The sequence below is a fragment of the Nonomuraea sp. NPDC049624 genome (assembly GCF_040675255.1).
Taxonomy (GTDB): Bacteria; Actinomycetota; Actinomycetes; order Streptosporangiales; family Streptosporangiaceae; genus Nonomuraea.
This window is the reverse complement of record NZ_JBFAOR010000005.1, coordinates 558,452-573,580: the sequence shown is the minus strand read 5'-3', so window position 1 is coordinate 573,580 and position 15,129 is coordinate 558,452. Positions and strand designations below refer to the sequence as shown.

General features: G+C 73.5%; 14 protein-coding genes. 6 read left to right on the top strand and 8 right to left on the bottom strand.

The window, feature by feature from the left end; genetic code table 11:
* Nucleotides 1-87: 87 nt before the first annotated feature.
* Nucleotides 88-882 carry an SDR family NAD(P)-dependent oxidoreductase gene (locus tag AB0J76_RS23630; protein WP_352325353.1) on the bottom strand — a complete coding sequence of 265 codons (795 nt, stop codon included), beginning with the start codon at nt 880-882 and terminating at the stop codon, nt 88-90.
* A gap of 105 nt (nt 883-987) precedes the next feature.
* Here AB0J76_RS23630 and AB0J76_RS23625 point away from each other — a divergent pair, with 105 nt between their 5' ends.
* Nucleotides 988-1,686, top strand: coding sequence for a TetR family transcriptional regulator (locus AB0J76_RS23625; protein ID WP_352325354.1), 699 nt, complete (start codon nt 988-990; stop codon nt 1,684-1,686).
* Between the two features lie 179 nt (nt 1,687-1,865).
* On the opposite strand, the gene AB0J76_RS23620 is transcribed toward AB0J76_RS23625, so the two are convergent.
* From AB0J76_RS23620 to AB0J76_RS23605, 4 genes are all read right to left on the bottom strand, one after another.
* Nucleotides 1,866-2,594, bottom strand: a complete 729-nt coding sequence (locus AB0J76_RS23620; protein WP_352325355.1) for a DUF3152 domain-containing protein — start codon at nt 2,592-2,594, stop codon at nt 1,866-1,868.
* Nucleotides 2,595-3,041: 447 nt separating this feature from the next.
* Nucleotides 3,042-4,454: an FAD-dependent oxidoreductase gene (locus tag AB0J76_RS23615; protein WP_352325356.1), complete on the bottom strand. Its 1,413-nt coding sequence runs from the start codon at nt 4,452-4,454 to the stop codon at nt 3,042-3,044.
* Between the two features lie 294 nt (nt 4,455-4,748).
* Nucleotides 4,749-5,177, bottom strand: coding sequence for a type II toxin-antitoxin system PemK/MazF family toxin (locus AB0J76_RS23610; RefSeq protein WP_352325357.1), 429 nt, complete (start codon nt 5,175-5,177; stop codon nt 4,749-4,751).
* Complete coding sequence (locus AB0J76_RS23605; RefSeq protein ID WP_352325358.1) at nt 5,170-6,072, bottom strand: helix-turn-helix transcriptional regulator; 903 nt, start codon at nt 6,070-6,072, stop codon at nt 5,170-5,172. The genes AB0J76_RS23610 and AB0J76_RS23605 overlap by 8 nt, the downstream gene beginning before the upstream one ends.
* Nucleotides 6,073-6,339: 267 nt before the next feature.
* Between AB0J76_RS23605 and AB0J76_RS23600 the strand changes: the two genes are divergently transcribed.
* The gene (locus AB0J76_RS23600) at nt 6,340-6,690 is read left to right on the top strand and encodes a VOC family protein (protein ID WP_352325359.1); all 351 of its coding nucleotides are present in this window, start codon (nt 6,340-6,342) and stop codon (nt 6,688-6,690) included.
* Between the two features lie 120 nt (nt 6,691-6,810).
* Here the strand turns inward: AB0J76_RS23600 and AB0J76_RS23595 are convergent, their stop codons facing one another.
* On the bottom strand, nt 6,811-7,887 hold the full coding sequence (locus tag AB0J76_RS23595; RefSeq protein ID WP_352325361.1) for an epoxide hydrolase family protein: 1,077 nt from the start codon (nt 7,885-7,887) through the stop codon (nt 6,811-6,813).
* Nucleotides 7,888-7,937: 50 nt separating this feature from the next.
* On the opposite strand from AB0J76_RS23595, the gene AB0J76_RS23590 reads away from it, so the two are divergent.
* Complete coding sequence (locus AB0J76_RS23590; protein WP_364390451.1) at nt 7,938-8,882, top strand: YafY family protein; 945 nt, start codon at nt 7,938-7,940, stop codon at nt 8,880-8,882.
* Between the two features lie 7 nt (nt 8,883-8,889).
* Entirely contained in the window at nt 8,890-9,663 is a 774-nt protein-coding gene (locus AB0J76_RS23585; protein WP_352329248.1) for a thioesterase family protein, read from the top strand.
* Nucleotides 9,664-9,688: 25 nt separating this feature from the next.
* Here the strand turns inward: AB0J76_RS23585 and gndA are convergent, their stop codons facing one another.
* The gene (gene gndA / locus AB0J76_RS23580; RefSeq protein WP_352329250.1) at nt 9,689-11,113 is read right to left on the bottom strand and encodes an NADP-dependent phosphogluconate dehydrogenase; all 1,425 of its coding nucleotides are present in this window, start codon (nt 11,111-11,113) and stop codon (nt 9,689-9,691) included.
* A gap of 68 nt (nt 11,114-11,181) precedes the next feature.
* Nucleotides 11,182-11,874, bottom strand: coding sequence for an HAD family hydrolase (locus AB0J76_RS23575; protein WP_352329256.1), 693 nt, complete (start codon nt 11,872-11,874; stop codon nt 11,182-11,184).
* 23 nt (nt 11,875-11,897) lie between these two features.
* On the opposite strand from AB0J76_RS23575, the gene AB0J76_RS23570 reads away from it, so the two are divergent.
* Nucleotides 11,898-12,542: an SDR family oxidoreductase gene (locus tag AB0J76_RS23570; RefSeq protein WP_352329252.1), complete on the top strand. Its 645-nt coding sequence runs from the start codon at nt 11,898-11,900 to the stop codon at nt 12,540-12,542.
* Nucleotides 12,543-12,623: 81 nt separating this feature from the next.
* Nucleotides 12,624-15,128, top strand: coding sequence for an ATP-dependent Clp protease ATP-binding subunit (locus tag AB0J76_RS23565; RefSeq protein ID WP_352329254.1), 2,505 nt, complete (start codon nt 12,624-12,626; stop codon nt 15,126-15,128).
* Nucleotide 15,129 lies beyond the last annotated feature (1 nt).

Genomic DNA, 15,129 nt, shown 5'->3' with positions numbered 1-15,129 from the left:
TGCCCACACTCCCCTGGAGATGATGTCCATCCCGCCCAACCGGGCGGGATTCCCCGGTGTTCCCGTTCTACGATATATCGCGATAGTTCATACCGTCTTGATCGCTCCGCCGTCGATGACGTAGTCGGCGCCGTTCACGCTCCCGGCGTGCGGCGAGGCCAGGTACGTCACCAAGGAGGCGACTTCTTCCGGTTCGACGAACCTACCGGTCGTCATTCCGGTGGCTGACGGCAGCCCCGCGAGCAACTGCTCGTGCTCCATGCCGAGCGAGGCCGCCAGGGCGGCGCCGTACCCGTCGGGGGCCTCCCACAGCGAGGTGCGCGCGGCGCCGGGGGAGACCGTGGCGACCCGCACGCCACGCGGGCCGAACTCCTCGGCCAGGGCCTTGCCGAACGCCGTCAGCGCGGCCTTGGCGGTGGTGTACACGACCGGCCCCATGTGCGGCACGCGGGCGCCGTTGGACGAGACGTTGATCACGGTGCCGCCCCGCCGCAACAGGCTGGGCATCGCGGCTCTGGTGGCTCGCACGGCGCTGAGGAAGTTCAGGTCGTACGACTGGCGCCAGGCGTCGTCGTCGAAGCCGAGGAAGCCGTTGACCTGCCCTTCGCCGCCGTCGCCGCCGCCCACGTTGTTGACCAGGAGGTCGATCTCGCCGAGCTCGGCCAGCGCGCGTTCGACCAGCTCGGCCGGGCCCGCCGCGGTGGACAGGTCAGCGGTCACGGCGATCGCGCCGGTGCGCTCGAGCTCGGGGGAGATCGTGCGGGCCGCGGCCACGACGCGCATGCCTTCAGTCGTCAGCGCCTCGACGATCGCCAGCGCCAGCCCCAGCCCCCTGCTCGCCCCGGTGACGACGGCGGTCTTGCCGGTGAGTCGCATGTCCATGTGAGTCGCCCTTCTTGCATCAGTGGTGATGCGACGACTCTAGAACTTGCAACACTGATGATGCAACTTCGATTCGAAGAGGAACTGTGCTGTACCCTCTGAGGTGTGAGTGGGACTACACGGGCCCTGCGGTCCGACGCGGAGCGGACCGTCCAGGCGATCCTGGAGGCCGCCGAACGGGTGCTCAGCAGGAACCCGGCGGCCAGCATGGAGCAGATCGCCGAGGCGGCCGGCGTGGCGCGCACGACCGTCCACCGGCGCTTCGCCTCCCGGGAGTCGCTGGTGGAGGCCATGACCGAGTGGGCCACCCGGCAGTTCGCCGCCGCCGTGGACGCCGCCCGTCCCGAGCAGGCGCCGCCGCTGGTCGCGCTCTACCAGGTGACGGCGAACGTGCTGCGAGTGAAGATCGACTGGGGGTTCGCGATGAGCCGCGGGCCGTCGGCGGGGGCCGAAGTGGCCCGGGTGCACTCCGAGGTCGAGGCGAGGTGTGAGCGGTTGTTCCAGCAGGCGCGGGCGGCCGGGGTGCTGCGGGAGGACGTGGAGCCGGAGTGGGCCCGGCGGGTGTACTACGCGCTGATCCACGAGGCGGCGCAGAGTCGCGACGGCGAGCCGGAGGCGCTGGCGGGCCGGCTGGTGGACACCTTGTTGCGCGGCGTGGGCCCAGGCTCCGGCCTGCCCTCCACTCCGCTTGCCGCGCCGAGCCCTCCCTCTGGGGCGCCCGCCGCTGCGAGTTCTCCCTCTGTGGCGCCGGCCGCTGGGAGTTCTCCGTCTGCGGCGCCCACCGCTGGGAGTTCTCCTCTGTAGCGCCCGCCTCCGCGAGTTCTCCGTCTGCGGCGCCTGCCTCCGTGAGTTCTCCGTCTGCGGCGCCTGCCTCCGCGAGTTCTCCGTCTGCGGCGCCTGCCTCCGTGAGTTCTCCGCCCGCTTCCGCGAGTCCTTCGGAGTAGGAGGTTCGCGGCTCTCGGGCTCGCGGGTCCCGCCTTCTGTCAGGGGTTGCGGGTCAGGGCGTCGCGGCGCTCGTCCGGGCGGCGTTCCGGGTGGGGCCACGGGTTCGGACGGCAGCGGCCCAGCGACTTCGACTGCTGGACCATCACCGGAGCCGGCAGGCCCGGCCCGGGGCAGGCGCGGTGGCCGTGTCCCAGGCTGTGGCCGACCTCGTGGCTGATGAGGTAGTCGCGGTAGGCGGCCAGGTCGCCCTCGTACTGCGGGACGCCGTCGGCCCAGCGGAGCGCGTTGATGACCGAGCGCGTCCCGTTCCAGCACGACAACGTGCCGCCGGTGCGCAACGGCAGGCACTGGCGGACGGTCAGCCCGGGGCTGGACAGCGCCACCCGTACCCGTACCGGGCCGTGGTCGACGCGCTGGAAGCGGGCCCAGCCGCGCGGGTCGTTGAGGGTCCGGTGCACGGCGGCCGCGAACACGGTCCCGTCGATCGGCAGGCCGCGTTCGACCTCCACCAGGTACCGCACCACCTCGCCCTCTCCCGGCCGGGCGGGCGCGCCGCCGGGCACCACGGCGTACGAGCCGGAGGCGGCGTAGGGGACCTTGACGTGCGCGGCGGGAAGGGGGATCGGCGCGGGGACCGAGGGGCGCGGCGGAGGGGTGACGGCGGGAGCGGCCCGTTCTGTGGGGCTCTGGGGGCCTTCCGCCGGTTCCGGGGCGGTGGCGCATCCGGCGGCCAGCAGCAGGACGATCAGCAGCGCGAACAGCGGCAACGCGGCCTCCCCACGAGATCACGGTGGGGAGAAATCCACCATATCCGCGCAGCACAACCTGGATCATGCCGGGGTCTCGCTAATGCCGACTTACCGCCAATGCCCAGCAGCCGGACGCGGCAGGGCCGCCGTTGGCCGCCCTTTGAGCTGGTTCAGCCTGCTGTCCGAACGCGGTACGGCTGGCTTTCGTCGTGAGGCGTGCCTGCACTTTGGGTGGAGAGTGGTTTCGCTGGGCCGCTCTTCTCGTGGTTCGGTCTGCAGTCTGGATGCGGCATGGCTCCGCCGGCGGCTGTCGTTCCTGGGCCGGCCTGCCGTTTGGGGGCGGTGTCGTCCTGCTGAAACGCTCTGGAGCGGCGGCCGATGGATGCCTTCACGCCCGGTTGGGCCTCACCCGGCTCCACGGGTCGGCCTGGTCGGTGCGGGGCCCGCGCCGGCCAGGCCGGTGGGTCAGGCGGTGCGGGGTGCGTAGGGGGTGAGGTCGATGGGGGGTTGTTCGTCGAGGGCGAGCTTGGCGACGAGTTCGCCGGTGAACGGACCCGCCGTCAGCCCGTACGCGCTCAGCCCCGTCGCCACCACCACCCGCGGCGTAAGCCGCCCGATGAGCGCTGGGCCGGGGGCGTTGACCGGCCGCAGGCCGACCCTGGTCTCCGACACCGTCGCCCCGAACAGGCCGGGCGCCACCCGCAACCCCGCCGCGATCACCTCTTCGAGACCGCCCATCGTGACCCGGGGCGCGAACCCGACGTCCTCCACGGTCGCGCCGATCACGACCCGCGATCCGGGGAACCCCAGCAGGTACGGCCCGCTCCTGGGCAGCACGATGGGCCAGAACGCGGTGTCCACGCCGTCGAGGGTGGCGTGCAGGATCTGTCCGCGCCGGGGGAACACCGGCAGTTCCACCCCGAGCGGACGGCACACCTCGCCCGTCCACGCCCCGGCCGCCACGATCACGACGTCCGCCTCCAGCGGCACGCCTTCGCCGGCGGGCACGCGTTCGGCCACGGAAGGGGCGACGGGTTCGGCCGGTGGGACGGGCACGTCCGGCTCCACGGGCGGGACGGGCGCGGGGACCGGGGCCGGTCCCTCGGGGGAGCCGTCCGGAGGGCCGCCGAAGGGGGCGTCGCCCGCTGCGCCGACCGGTCCCTCGGCGGACGCCTCAAGGGGGCTCTCGGTCAGGTCGCCGGTGGCGGACGGCGGGTAGTCCGGCATGAGGGGAGCGGCCTGGCGCCACGAGGTCGTCCGGCCGCTCACCGCGCCGGCTCCAGGCCCCGGCTGGGCCCACCGCGGCCCGCTCCCCGCCGGGATGTCCTCGTCGGCGGCGTGCAGGCGCACCTGCCCGTCGGGGGTGAGGACGGCGCTGCCTTGCAGCACCTCGGCGCCCCGGGCGACGGCGGCGCGCAGCAGCGCGTCGCGCACGGCGCTGCCGTCCACCCGGGCGGCGCCCGGCACGAGGAGCGCGCTGAGGTCGTCGGACAGCGGCGGGAACAGGTCGGACGGCGTCAGCACGTCGGTGACCTCGCCCATCTCGGGCGCGTCGGCGTAGCGGCGGCGCAGCAGGGCCCGCACCGGTTCAAGGTCGACCGGGTCCTCCGCCACCAGCAGGGCGCCGACCTTGGCGTAGCCGATGTCCTCGCCCAGCGCCTCGACCAGCCTCGGGTAGTGGCGGGCGCCCTCGCTGGTCAGCCGGTACCAGGAGTCGTCCTCCGGATGGTCCCCCCAGGGGCACACGATGCCCGCGCCCGCCTGGGTCGCCTGGCCCTGGGAGCCGCGGTCCACCACGGTCACGGCCACGCCGCGGCCGCTCAGGTAGTAGGCCGCGCTCGCCCCGACGATCCCGCTGCCGATCACCACAACACGCATGCACCCATGATCGCAGGCGCGGGCGATCTCGGACGATGACCGGATCGTGCGCTTACCATCCGGATACTCCCTCACGCCCATCCCGGGAGCTACGGGCCCACCCGCCGTAATGGGACCACCCGCCGTAACGGCCCACCCACCGCTAAAGGACCGCCCGCTCTCGTGACGGGACCGCCCGCTGCTACAGGACCGCCTGCTCTCGTGACGGGACCGCCGCCACTGCGGGCGCGAGCGGGGGCGGTGCGGGGAGGATCGGTGCGGGCGTGGGACGGCACGGGCGCGGCCGTACGTGGGTCAGCCCACGCCCCACCCGTGCGTCTGCATGAGGACGGAGGCCACCCGCGCGAACCGGTCGCCGTCGAGAACCGCGCCCTCGCGGCGGATGTCGTCCTCGTCCAGGACGAAGACCCGGTCGAGCCGCAGGTACGACACCCGCCCGTCGCGGCCCCACGCGCCGATCTCCAGCCAGTCGGAGCCGTCGTCGCCCTTGCTCGACAACATCATGCCGAGAAGCCTGCGGCCGGTACGGCCCACGACCAGCAGCGGCCGGTCCTTGCCCCGCGACGGATCCTCCTCGTACGGCACCCACGCCCACACGATCTCCCCGGGATCGGCCAGGCCGTCGAGGTCGGGGGAGTAGGCCAGGGCGACGGGACCGTTGAGCGAGTGGACCTCGCGTACGACGCCCCGGGCGGGCCGGGGGTCCTCACCTGCATCACGCATTGGGGGAGCTTACGGTGGCAGGCGACCCGAAATCCACCCGTCCGTGGGGAGCGGAGGAGGCCAGCAGGCGGCGTAGGACCGTCGGGGTGTGGCCGACGTGGCGGCGGATCGTACGGGTCAGGTGGGCCTGGTCGGCGAAGCCGAGGTCGGCGGCGAGCGCGGCCAGGCCGGTCTCGCCGTTCTCCAGCCGGTCGAGCGCCCGGCTCACCCGCACCCGGTTGCGGTAGTGGGTCAGCGAGACGCCCAGCTCGCGGGTGAAGGCCCTGCTGAGCCGGTAGGGGGAGACGGCCAGGAACTCCGCCAGCGGCAACAGCCCGGCGGCCGCCGGATGGTCGGCCGAGATCGCCTCGCGGGCGGCGTCGGCGATGGCCGCGGTGGAGCGGACGGGGGAGGGCGCGGGCCGGCGCGCTCCGGCCGCCCCTTCTGCGACGGCCGGGGTGGTGGGCCCGGCCAGCTGGGTGAGGGTGGCGCCGGTCAGCGACAGCAGGGATTCGACCAGGGCGAAGTCGGGGTCTCCCGCGCGGGCGGCGGCCAGCAGGCGGCGGTGCGCGAGCTCGAAGCGGGCGTCGACGTAGACCGTCGAGCGGGCGAGGCGGGTGGTGTCGCCCGCGAGCGTGCGCCAGAGGGAGGGGGACAGGGACAGGGAGGTGCAGACGTCGCCGCCAGCCGGGTGTGCGAAGCGTTCCTCCTCGCCGGGCGCGCCGAGGTAGGCCATCGTCGGGTCGACGGCGGCCTGGCGGCCGTCGGCCATGCGGCGGAACGCGCCACGGTGGACCAGCACCATGCGGTGGGCCCGGCCCACCTCGGGCCGCGACCAGCCGCGGTGGTCGTCGACGCAGGTCACCAGGTCGAGGGTGAAGCCCTTCCCACGGGCCAGCAGCTTGGAGGATCGCACCCGCCGAACGCTACGCCCCACCACCGACAATCTCCCCGCCGGCCACGGCCCGAGCCTCCCGTGCCCCCTTCGGCCTCCGGGGTTACAGCGTCGGAGGGGGATCGCGGCGGAGCCACGGGGCCGGCGCGGTGAGGCCCGAAGCGGAGGCATGGGGCGGCGGGCGTAGGACGGGGTGCGGCGAGGGGTGGGTTCAGGGGTAGGGCCGGGGCGGCGGTGGGGTGCAAGGATGTTCAAGACCTCCGACGGGGTCAGCGGCAGGGTGGGGGCATGACAACAGTGATGTCCTCCATAGTTTTCGACTGCGCCGACCCCGTCGCCCTGGCGGCCTTCTACGCCAAGGCGACCGGCTGGCAGGTCGGCGACTCCGACCCCGGCTACGCCACCGTCACCGGCGGCCCCGTGCCGCTGGCCTTCCAGCGGATCGACGGCTACCGGGGCCCGGGCTGGCCCAACGACGGCAAGCACGTGCACCTCGACCTGACCGTCCCCGACGTCGAGGAGGCCAGGCGGGCGCTGGTCGCCCTGGGCGCCACCCTGCCCGGCCACCAGCCGGGCGGCGACGACTGGACGGTGCTGCTCGACCCCGAGGGCCACCCGTTCTGCGTGATGCCCGGCTAGAGCAAGGTCACCACAGCGCGGCCAGAGCACGGCCAGAGCACGGCCAGAGCGCGGCTAGAGCACGGCCAGAGCACGGCCAGAGCGCGGCTAGAGCACGGCCAGAGCACGGCCAGAGCGCGGCTAGAGCTCGGTGAAGAACGACCTGACGTCCTCGGCCAGCAGGTCGGGGGCCTGCAGGGCGGCGTAGTGGCCGCCGCGCGGCGGCTCCGACCAGCGCACCACGTTGTGGGAGCGCTCGGCGTAGCGGCGGACCGTGCTGTCGCCGGGGAAGACGGCCACGGCCGTCGGCGTCCTGCCGGGCTCGGCGGGCGGCTCCCAGTCGCCGCCGCTCTCGCGGTACAGGCGGGCGGAGGAGCCGGCGGTGCCGGTCAGCCAGGTGATGGTGACGTTGGTCAGGATGTCGTCGGGGGCGACGCCGCCGGGGTCCTGGCCCCAGCTCGCGAAGGCGTCCAGGTGCCAGGCGAGCTGGCCGGCCGGCGAGTCGGCCAGGGCGTAGGCGAGGGTCTGCGGCCTGGTTCCCTGGACGGCGGCGTACCCGGAGAACTCGCGCTGCCAGCGCTCGATCCGCCGCGCGCGTTCGGTCTCGGCCTCGGTCAGGCCGGACAGGTCGTCGGAGACGAACGCCGTGAGCGCGTTCAGGTGCACGCCCGTCACCCGGTCGGGGGCCATCCGGGCCAGGGCGGGCGAGACGAGCGAGCCGAAGTCGCCGCCCTGCAGGCCGTACCGGTCGTAGCCGAGGCGGTCCATGAGCTCGATCCAGGCGGCGGCGACCCGGCGCACGCCCCAGCCGGTCTCGGTGGTGGGGCCGGAGAAGGCGAACCCGGGCACGGACGGGATGACGAGGTGGAAATCGCGGCCGAGCGCCTCGGCCACCCGGGAGAAGTCGGCGAACGTGCTCGGCCAGCCGTGCGTCAGCAGCAGCGGCAGCGCGCCCGGACGCGGCGAGCGCACGTGGGCGAAGTGCACGCGCTGGCCGTCGATCTCGGTGGTGTACTGCGGCAGCTCGTTGAGCCGCGCCTCGTGCGCCCGCCAGTCGTAGCCGTCCAGCCAGTACGCGGCCAGCTCGCGCACGGCCTCGGGCGGCACGCCGTACGACCAGCCGACCCCTTCCAGGGCGTCCGGCCAGCGCGTACGGTCCAGCCGCGCCCGCAGGTCGTCGAGCGCGGACTGCGGGATGTCGATGACGAATCGGTTCATGCCGCCCACGCTAGGCAGCATTGCGGCCAGGATCGGGCCACAATGGACCCGTGCTCGACACCTCGGCGCGGCTCCTGCGCCTGCTCTCGCTCCTGCAGACCCGGCGCGAGTGGCCCGGCGCGGAGCTGTCGCAACGGCTCGGCGTGGCCCCGCGCACGCTGCGCCGCGACATCGACCGGCTGCGCAGCCTCGGCTACCCGGTGGGCTCCACGCCGGGGGTGGCCGGCGGCTACCGGCTCGGCCCCGGCGCCGAGCTGCCGCCGCTGCTGCTCGACGACGAGGAGGCCGTCGCGGTCGCGGTCGGCCTGCGCACGGCCGCCGGCGGCACGGTGACCGGCATCGAGGAGACCTCGCTGCGCGCCCTGGCCAAGCTGGAACAGGTGCTGCCCGCCCGCCTGCGGCAGCGCGTCAACGCCCTGCAGACGCACACCGTGCGCGTCGGCGGCCAGGGCCCGACGGTCGACCCCGAGCTGCTGACCCGCATCACCGCCGCCTGCCGCGACCGCGAGCAGCTGCGCTTCGACTACACCGATCACGAGGGCGCCGTCACGCTGCGCAGGGCCGAGCCGCACAGCCTGGTCAGCAAGGGCAGCCGCTGGTACCTGGTCGGCTGGGACGTCGACCGCCGCGACTGGCGCACGTACCGGGCCGACCGGATCGAGGTGCGCACGCCCAACGGCCCGCGCTTCGCCCCGCGCGAGCCGCCGGAGGCCGACGTCGCCGCCTGGGTGCGGCACCGGCTCGGTCACCAGATGTGGCCGGTGCAGGCCCGCTTCCTGATCCACGCCCCGGCCGGACGGCTGGCCGGCCGCATCGGCGGCGAGGTCGAGCCGGTGGACGAGACCGCCTGCGTGCTCACCATGCGCGGCGACGACCTGCGCCTGATGGCCGTGGCCGTGGCCTTTCTCGACCTCGACTTCGAGGTGCTCGAACCGGCCGAGCTGAAGGAACATCTGCACGCGCTGGGACGGCGGCTGCTCGCTTCCAGAATATGATTCGGTGATGGCGACGTCAGCGTTCTTCACGCGCAAGGAGGGCGAGTTCGTGCCCGCCCCGCACGCGCGCAGCCCCTGGTCCCCCGACATGCTCCACGGCCGTCTGCTCGGCGGCCTGGCGGCGAGCGCCCTGGAGGAGCGGCACGGCGAGCCCGGCCTGCACTTCGCCAGGCTGACCGTCGACCTGTTCCGCAACAGTCCCATGCTGCCGGTCACGGTGGAGACCACCCTGGTCAGGGACGGACGGCGGATCCGGGTCGCCGACGCCGTGCTCTCCACCGAACAGGGCGTGATCGGCCGGGCCTCGGCCGTGCTGCTCCGGAAGGGCGAGCAGCCCGCCGGCCGGCTGCCGCACACGCCCGCCTGGGACGAGCCGCCGCCCGCCGGCGACCCGGCCGAGGGGCACGGCTGGAAGCCGCCGTTCGACCTGTGGCGGCTGACCGATTGGGGACAGGGCGGGCGCGACCGGGTCTGGCTGCGGGAGACGCACCCGCTGGTGGACGACGAGCCGCTGACGCCGCTCACCCGCGCCGCCCTGGCCGCCGACTTCGCCAGCCCGCTGGCCAACGTCGGCTCGGCGGGCGTCAGCTTCATCAACGCCGACTACACGCTGACGCTCGCCCGGCTGCCCGAGGGCGAGCTGATCGGCGTCGAGGCCACCGGCCACCTCAGCGCCGACGGCGTCGCGACCGGCCAGGTCACCCTGCACGACGCGGCCGGCCCGATCGGGTTCTGCGTGGTCACGGCGGTGGCCAACCCGGTCGCGCTGACCGGCCGCTGACCGTCCGCCGAGCCCCGGCGGGCGGTCAGGCGGGGTGCTCGGCGCGGTCGCCCGACCAGTCGGTGTGGAAGGCGCCCTCCCGGTCCACCCGGTGGTAGGTGTGCGCGCCGAAGTAGTCGCGCAACCCCTGCACCAGCGCGGCCGGCAGGCGGTCGCGGCGCAGCCCGTCGTAGTAGGCCAGCGCGGAGGAGAAGCCCGGCGTCGGGACGCCGATCCGCACGGCCGTGGTCACCACGCGCCGCCACGCCTCCTGCGCGGCGTTGAGCGCGGCGGCGAAGGTCGGGTCGGCCAGCAGCGTCGGAAGCTGCCGGTCGGCGTCGTAGGCGGCGCGGATGCGGTCGAGGAACTTGGCCCTGATGATGCAGCCGCCGCGCCAGATGGTGGCCATGGCGCCCGGGTCGACGTCCCAGCCGTACTCCTTGGAGGCGGCGGCGATCTGGTCGAAGCCCTGCGCGTAGGCGACGATCTTGGACGCGTACAGGGCCTGGCGCACGTCCTCGATCAGCTCGCGGCCGCCGACGCCGGACAGCTTGGGGCCCTCCAGCGAGGCGGCGGCGGCGCGCTGCTCGGGGTGGCCCGACAGCGCGCGGGCGAAGACCGCCTCGGCGATCCCGGTCACCGGCACGCCCAGGTCGAGGGCGCTCTGCACGGTCCAGCGGCCGGTGCCCTTCTGCTCGGCCTGGTCCACCACGACGTCCACGAACGGCTTGCCCGTGGCCGCGTCGACCTGCTCCAGCACCTCGGCGGTGATCTCGATCAGGTACGAGTCCAGGTCGCCCCGGTTCCACTCCCTGAACACCTCGGCCAGCTCGGCCGGCGTCGCCCCCAGGGCCTGGCGCAGCAGGTCGTAGGACTCGGCGATGAGCTGCATGTCCGAGTACTCGATGCCGTTGTGGACCATCTTCACGAAGTGCCCGGCGCCGTCGGGGCCGACGTGCACCGCGCACGGCACCCCGTCCACCTTGGCGGAGATGTCCTGCAGGATCGGGCCCAGCGCCTCCCACGACTCCTTCGAGCCGCCCGGCATGATGCTCGGGCCGAGCAGCGCGCCCTCCTCGCCGCCGGAGATGCCGGTGCCGACGAAATGGATGCCGCGCTCGCGCAGCGCCGCCTCACGCCGCCGGGTGTCCTGGAAATGCGCGTTGCCACCGTCGACGATCATGTCGCCCGGCTCCATCAGCTCGGCCAGCTGGTCGATCACCGCGTCGGTGCCGGGACCGGCCTTCACCATGATGATCGCCCGGCGCGGCCGCTTCAGCGACGCCACGAAAGCGGCCAGCTCCTCGGCCGGCACGAACGTGCCCTCCCCGCCGAACTCCCTGACCAGCTGCTGGGTGCGGGCCGTCGTGCGGTTGTGCACAGCGACGGCGTACCCGTGCCTGGCCAGGTTCCTGGCCAGGTTGCGCCCCATGGTGGCCAGGCCGGTGACGCCGATGTCTGCCAAGTCCATCTCAATGCTCCTCTGTGGGGGATACGCACGATCAAGCTGGGAGGTTCGGCGAGATATTCCCCCCTCGCTCAGGACGGGGAGCGCACGCCGAGCTCGTCCAGCCTGTCGAGCATGTCCGCCGGATCGGCGTACACGCGGAAGGCGCCGGCACGTTCGAGCTCGTCCCTGCCATATCCACCGGACAGCAGCCCGATGCCGAGCGCGCCCGCCCGGCGGGCGGCCAGCAGATCCCAGACGCTGTCGCCCACCACCATCGCATGCAGCGGGTCCACCTGGACGAGCGCCGCACCGGCCAGGAACAGATCCGGGTCCGGCTTGGCCCGCCGCACCTGGTCGCGGGTGACCATCGGGGTGTCCTCCGGCAGGCCGAGCATGCCCAGCGCGAGCCGGGCCGTACGGGCGTAGCCGCTGGTGGCGATGGCCCACGGCACGCCGCGCGCGGTCAGCTCGCCGAGCAGCTCGGCCGCGCCGGGCAGCGGCTTGACCGAGTCCACCTGCTGCTCGTACGCCTCGGCGTGGTGCACCTGGAGCTGGTCGATCTGCTCCTGGGTCAGCTTCAGGCCGGTCTCGCGCAGCAGCGCGCTGACGAACAGGCCGCCGCTCATGCCGATGCGCCGGTGGATGCGCCACACCGACAGGTCGATCCCCATCCCGGACAGCGCCTGCCGCCAGGCGATGACGTGCTGGTAGACGCTGTCGATCAGGGTGCCGTCGAGGTCGAACAGGAACGCGGGCGTGGGGGCCTGCGGGAAGTCGTTCATGACGTCCATGACACCATGGGGGCATGCGGATCATCATCGCGGGTGGGCACGGCAAGATCGCGCTGCGGCTGGCCGAGCGGCTCAGGTCCGGCGCCGTCGGCCTGGTGCGCAACCCCGCGCACGTGGCCGACGTCGAGGCCACCGGGGCCGCGGCCGTGCTGTGCGACCTGGAGAAGGCCACCGCCGACGAGGTGACGGAGATCCTGCGCGACGCCGACGCCGTGATCTTCGCGGCCGGCGCCGGCCCGGGCAGCGGCGCGGCCCGCAAGGACACCGTCGACCGGGCCGCGTCCGTCCTGATGGCCGACGCCGCCGAGCGGGCGGGTGTGCGGCGGTTCATCCAGATCTCCTCCATGGGCGCGGGCCGCCCGCCCGCGCCGGGCAGCGACGCGGTCTGGGCCGCCTACATCGAGGCCAAGACCGCCGCCGAGGACGACCTGCGCGCCCGCGACGGCCTGGCCTGGACGATCCTGCGCCCCGGCCGCCTGACCGACGAGCCCGGCACGGGCCTGGTCCGGCTGGCCCCGCAGGTGCCGCCCGGCTCGGTGCCGCGTGACGACGTGGCCGCCGTCGTCATGGCGCTGCTGGAGAACCCGGGCACCGCGCATCGCACGCTGGAGCTCGTCTCGGGCGACACCCCCGTGATCGACCTCATAGCCACCGAGTAATGCGTCCCCTTTGCCGATTGCTGGCTATGACTTGCGGCTTCTTCGGCTAGATGTCCCCCTGATGCACTAGGGGGAGATCAAATGTCCGACATGCCGTTCAGGTCGTTCTTCGGAGGAGATCCGTTCAGGGGGTTCGAGGAGCTCACCGGGCGGGTGTTCGGCGGGATGGAGGGCTGGCCGCCGTCCCGTCCCAGCGTGCAGCGGGTCGACGTGGGCAAGCTCCTCAGCGCCTCGGCCAGGGAGGTGCTCAGCCGGGCCCTGGAGGTCGCCGGGCAGCGCGGCGCGCAGGACATGGACGTCCTGGACGTCCTCGACGCGCTGACCGAGTCCGACGCCACCCGCCCGCTGATGCAGGCGGCGGGCGTCGACCTCGGCAGGCTGCGCGACCGCATCGACGCCCTGGCCGGACCCGGCACCGGAACCGAGCAGCCCACCACGCTCACCCCGGCGGCCAAGCGCGCCGTCCTGGACGCCCAGCGCATCTCCCGCGCCCTCCAGTCCTCCTACATCGGCCCCGAGCACCTGCTGCTCGCCCTGGCCGCCAACCCCGACTCCGGGGCCGCCCGCCTGCTCCAGGAGCAGGGCGTCTCGGCCAACGAGCTGCAGCAGGCCATCATGTCCGGCGCGTCCCGCCAGCAGCACGGCGACGGACGGCGGCCCACCGACACGCCCGCGCTCGACGAGTACGGCCGCGACCTGACCGAGGAGGCCAGGCAGGGCAGGATCGACCCGGTCGTCGGCCGCGAGGACGAGATCGAGCAGGCCATCGAGGTGCTCTCGCGGCGCACCAAGAACAACCCGTGCCTGATCGGCGAGCCAGGCGTCGGCAAGACCGCCATCGTCGAGGGCATCGCCCAGCGCATCGTCAACGGCAGCGTGCCCGACACGCTCAAGGACCGCCGCGTCGTCGCGCTCGACCTGACCGGCATGGTCGCCGGGTCGAAGTACCGGGGCGAGTTCGAGGAGCGCATCAAGAAGGTCATCGACGAGGTGCGCGCGCACGCCGACGAGACCATCGTCTTCATCGACGAGGTGCACACCCTGGTCGGCGCCGGCTCGGCCGAGGGCGGCATGGACGCGGCCAACATCCTCAAGCCCGCCCTGGCCCGCGGCGAGCTGCACGTCATCGCCGCCACCACCATCGACGAGTACCGCAAGAACATCGAGAAGGACGCCGCGCTCGAACGCCGTTTCCAGCCCATCCTGGTCAGCGAGCCCACCGTCGAGCAGACGGTCGAGATCCTGGCCGGGCTGCGCGACGCGTACGAGGCCCACCACCAGGTCCGCATCACCGACGAGGCCCTGGACGCCGCCGCCAACCTCTCGGCCCGCTACATCCCCGACCGGTTCCTGCCCGACAAGGCCATCGACCTGATGGACCAGTCCTCGGCCCGGGTCCGGCTGCGCTCGCGCACCCCCGCCAGCGACGTGCGCGAGCTGGAGGAACGCCTCGACGCGCTGCGCCGCGACAAGGACCAGGCGGTCACCTCCGACGACTTCGACCGGGCCAAGGAGCTCACCGTCCAGATCGACAAGCTCCGTCCCGAGCTGGACCGCGCCCGGCAGGGGCACGACAGCGTCCCGCAGGTCATGGTGGAGGACATCGCCGAGGTCGTCTCCCGGCGTACCGGCATTCCCGTCACCCAGCTCACCGAGCAGGAGCGCGAGCGGCTGATGCGGCTGGAGGAGCACCTGCACGAGCGGGTCATCGGCCAGGACGAGGCCGTCACCGCCATCGCCGAGGCCGTCCGCCGCGCCCGAGCGGGCCTGTCGGACCCCGGCCGGCCCATCGGCAGCTTCCTGTTCCTCGGCCCGACCGGCGTCGGCAAGACCGAGCTGGCCAGGGCGCTGGCCGCCGCGCTGTTCGGCGGCGAGGACCACATGGTGCGCATCGACATGAGCGAGTTCCAGGAGCGGCACACCGTCTCCCGCCTGATCGGCGCGCCTCCCGGGTACGTCGGCTACGAGGAGGCCGGCCAGCTCACCGAGGCCGTCCGCCGCCGCCCGCACGGCGTCGTCCTGCTCGACGAGATCGAGAAGGCCCACCCCGACGTCATGAACATCCTGCTCCAGATGCTCGACGACGGCCGCCTGACCGACGGCCAGGGCCGCACGGTCGACTTCACCAACACCATCGTCATCATGACCAGCAACATCGGCGCCCAGCTCATCCTGGACGCCGAGGGCGACACCCCGCGCCTGCAGGACGAGCTCATGGACCTGCTGCGCCACTCCCTGCGCCCCGAACTGCTCAACCGCATCGACGAGGTGATCGTCTTCAAGCGGCTGGAACGCGAGCAGCTGCGCCAGATCGTGGACCTGCTGCTGGACCGCACCCGGCAGCGGCTGCGCGGCCAGGACGTCACCCTGGAGGTCAGCGACGAGGCCAAGGACTGGCTGGCCCGGCGCGGCTACCAGCCCGAGTTCGGCGCCCGCCCGCTGCGCCGCACCGTGCAGCGGGAACTGGACAACCGCCTGTCCACGATGCTGCTGACCGGCGAGGTGGCCGAGGGCGGCAAGGTCACCGTGGACGTCGAGGACGACCGGCTCCGGCTCAGGGCCCACAACCCCGAGCCGGTCGGCTGAC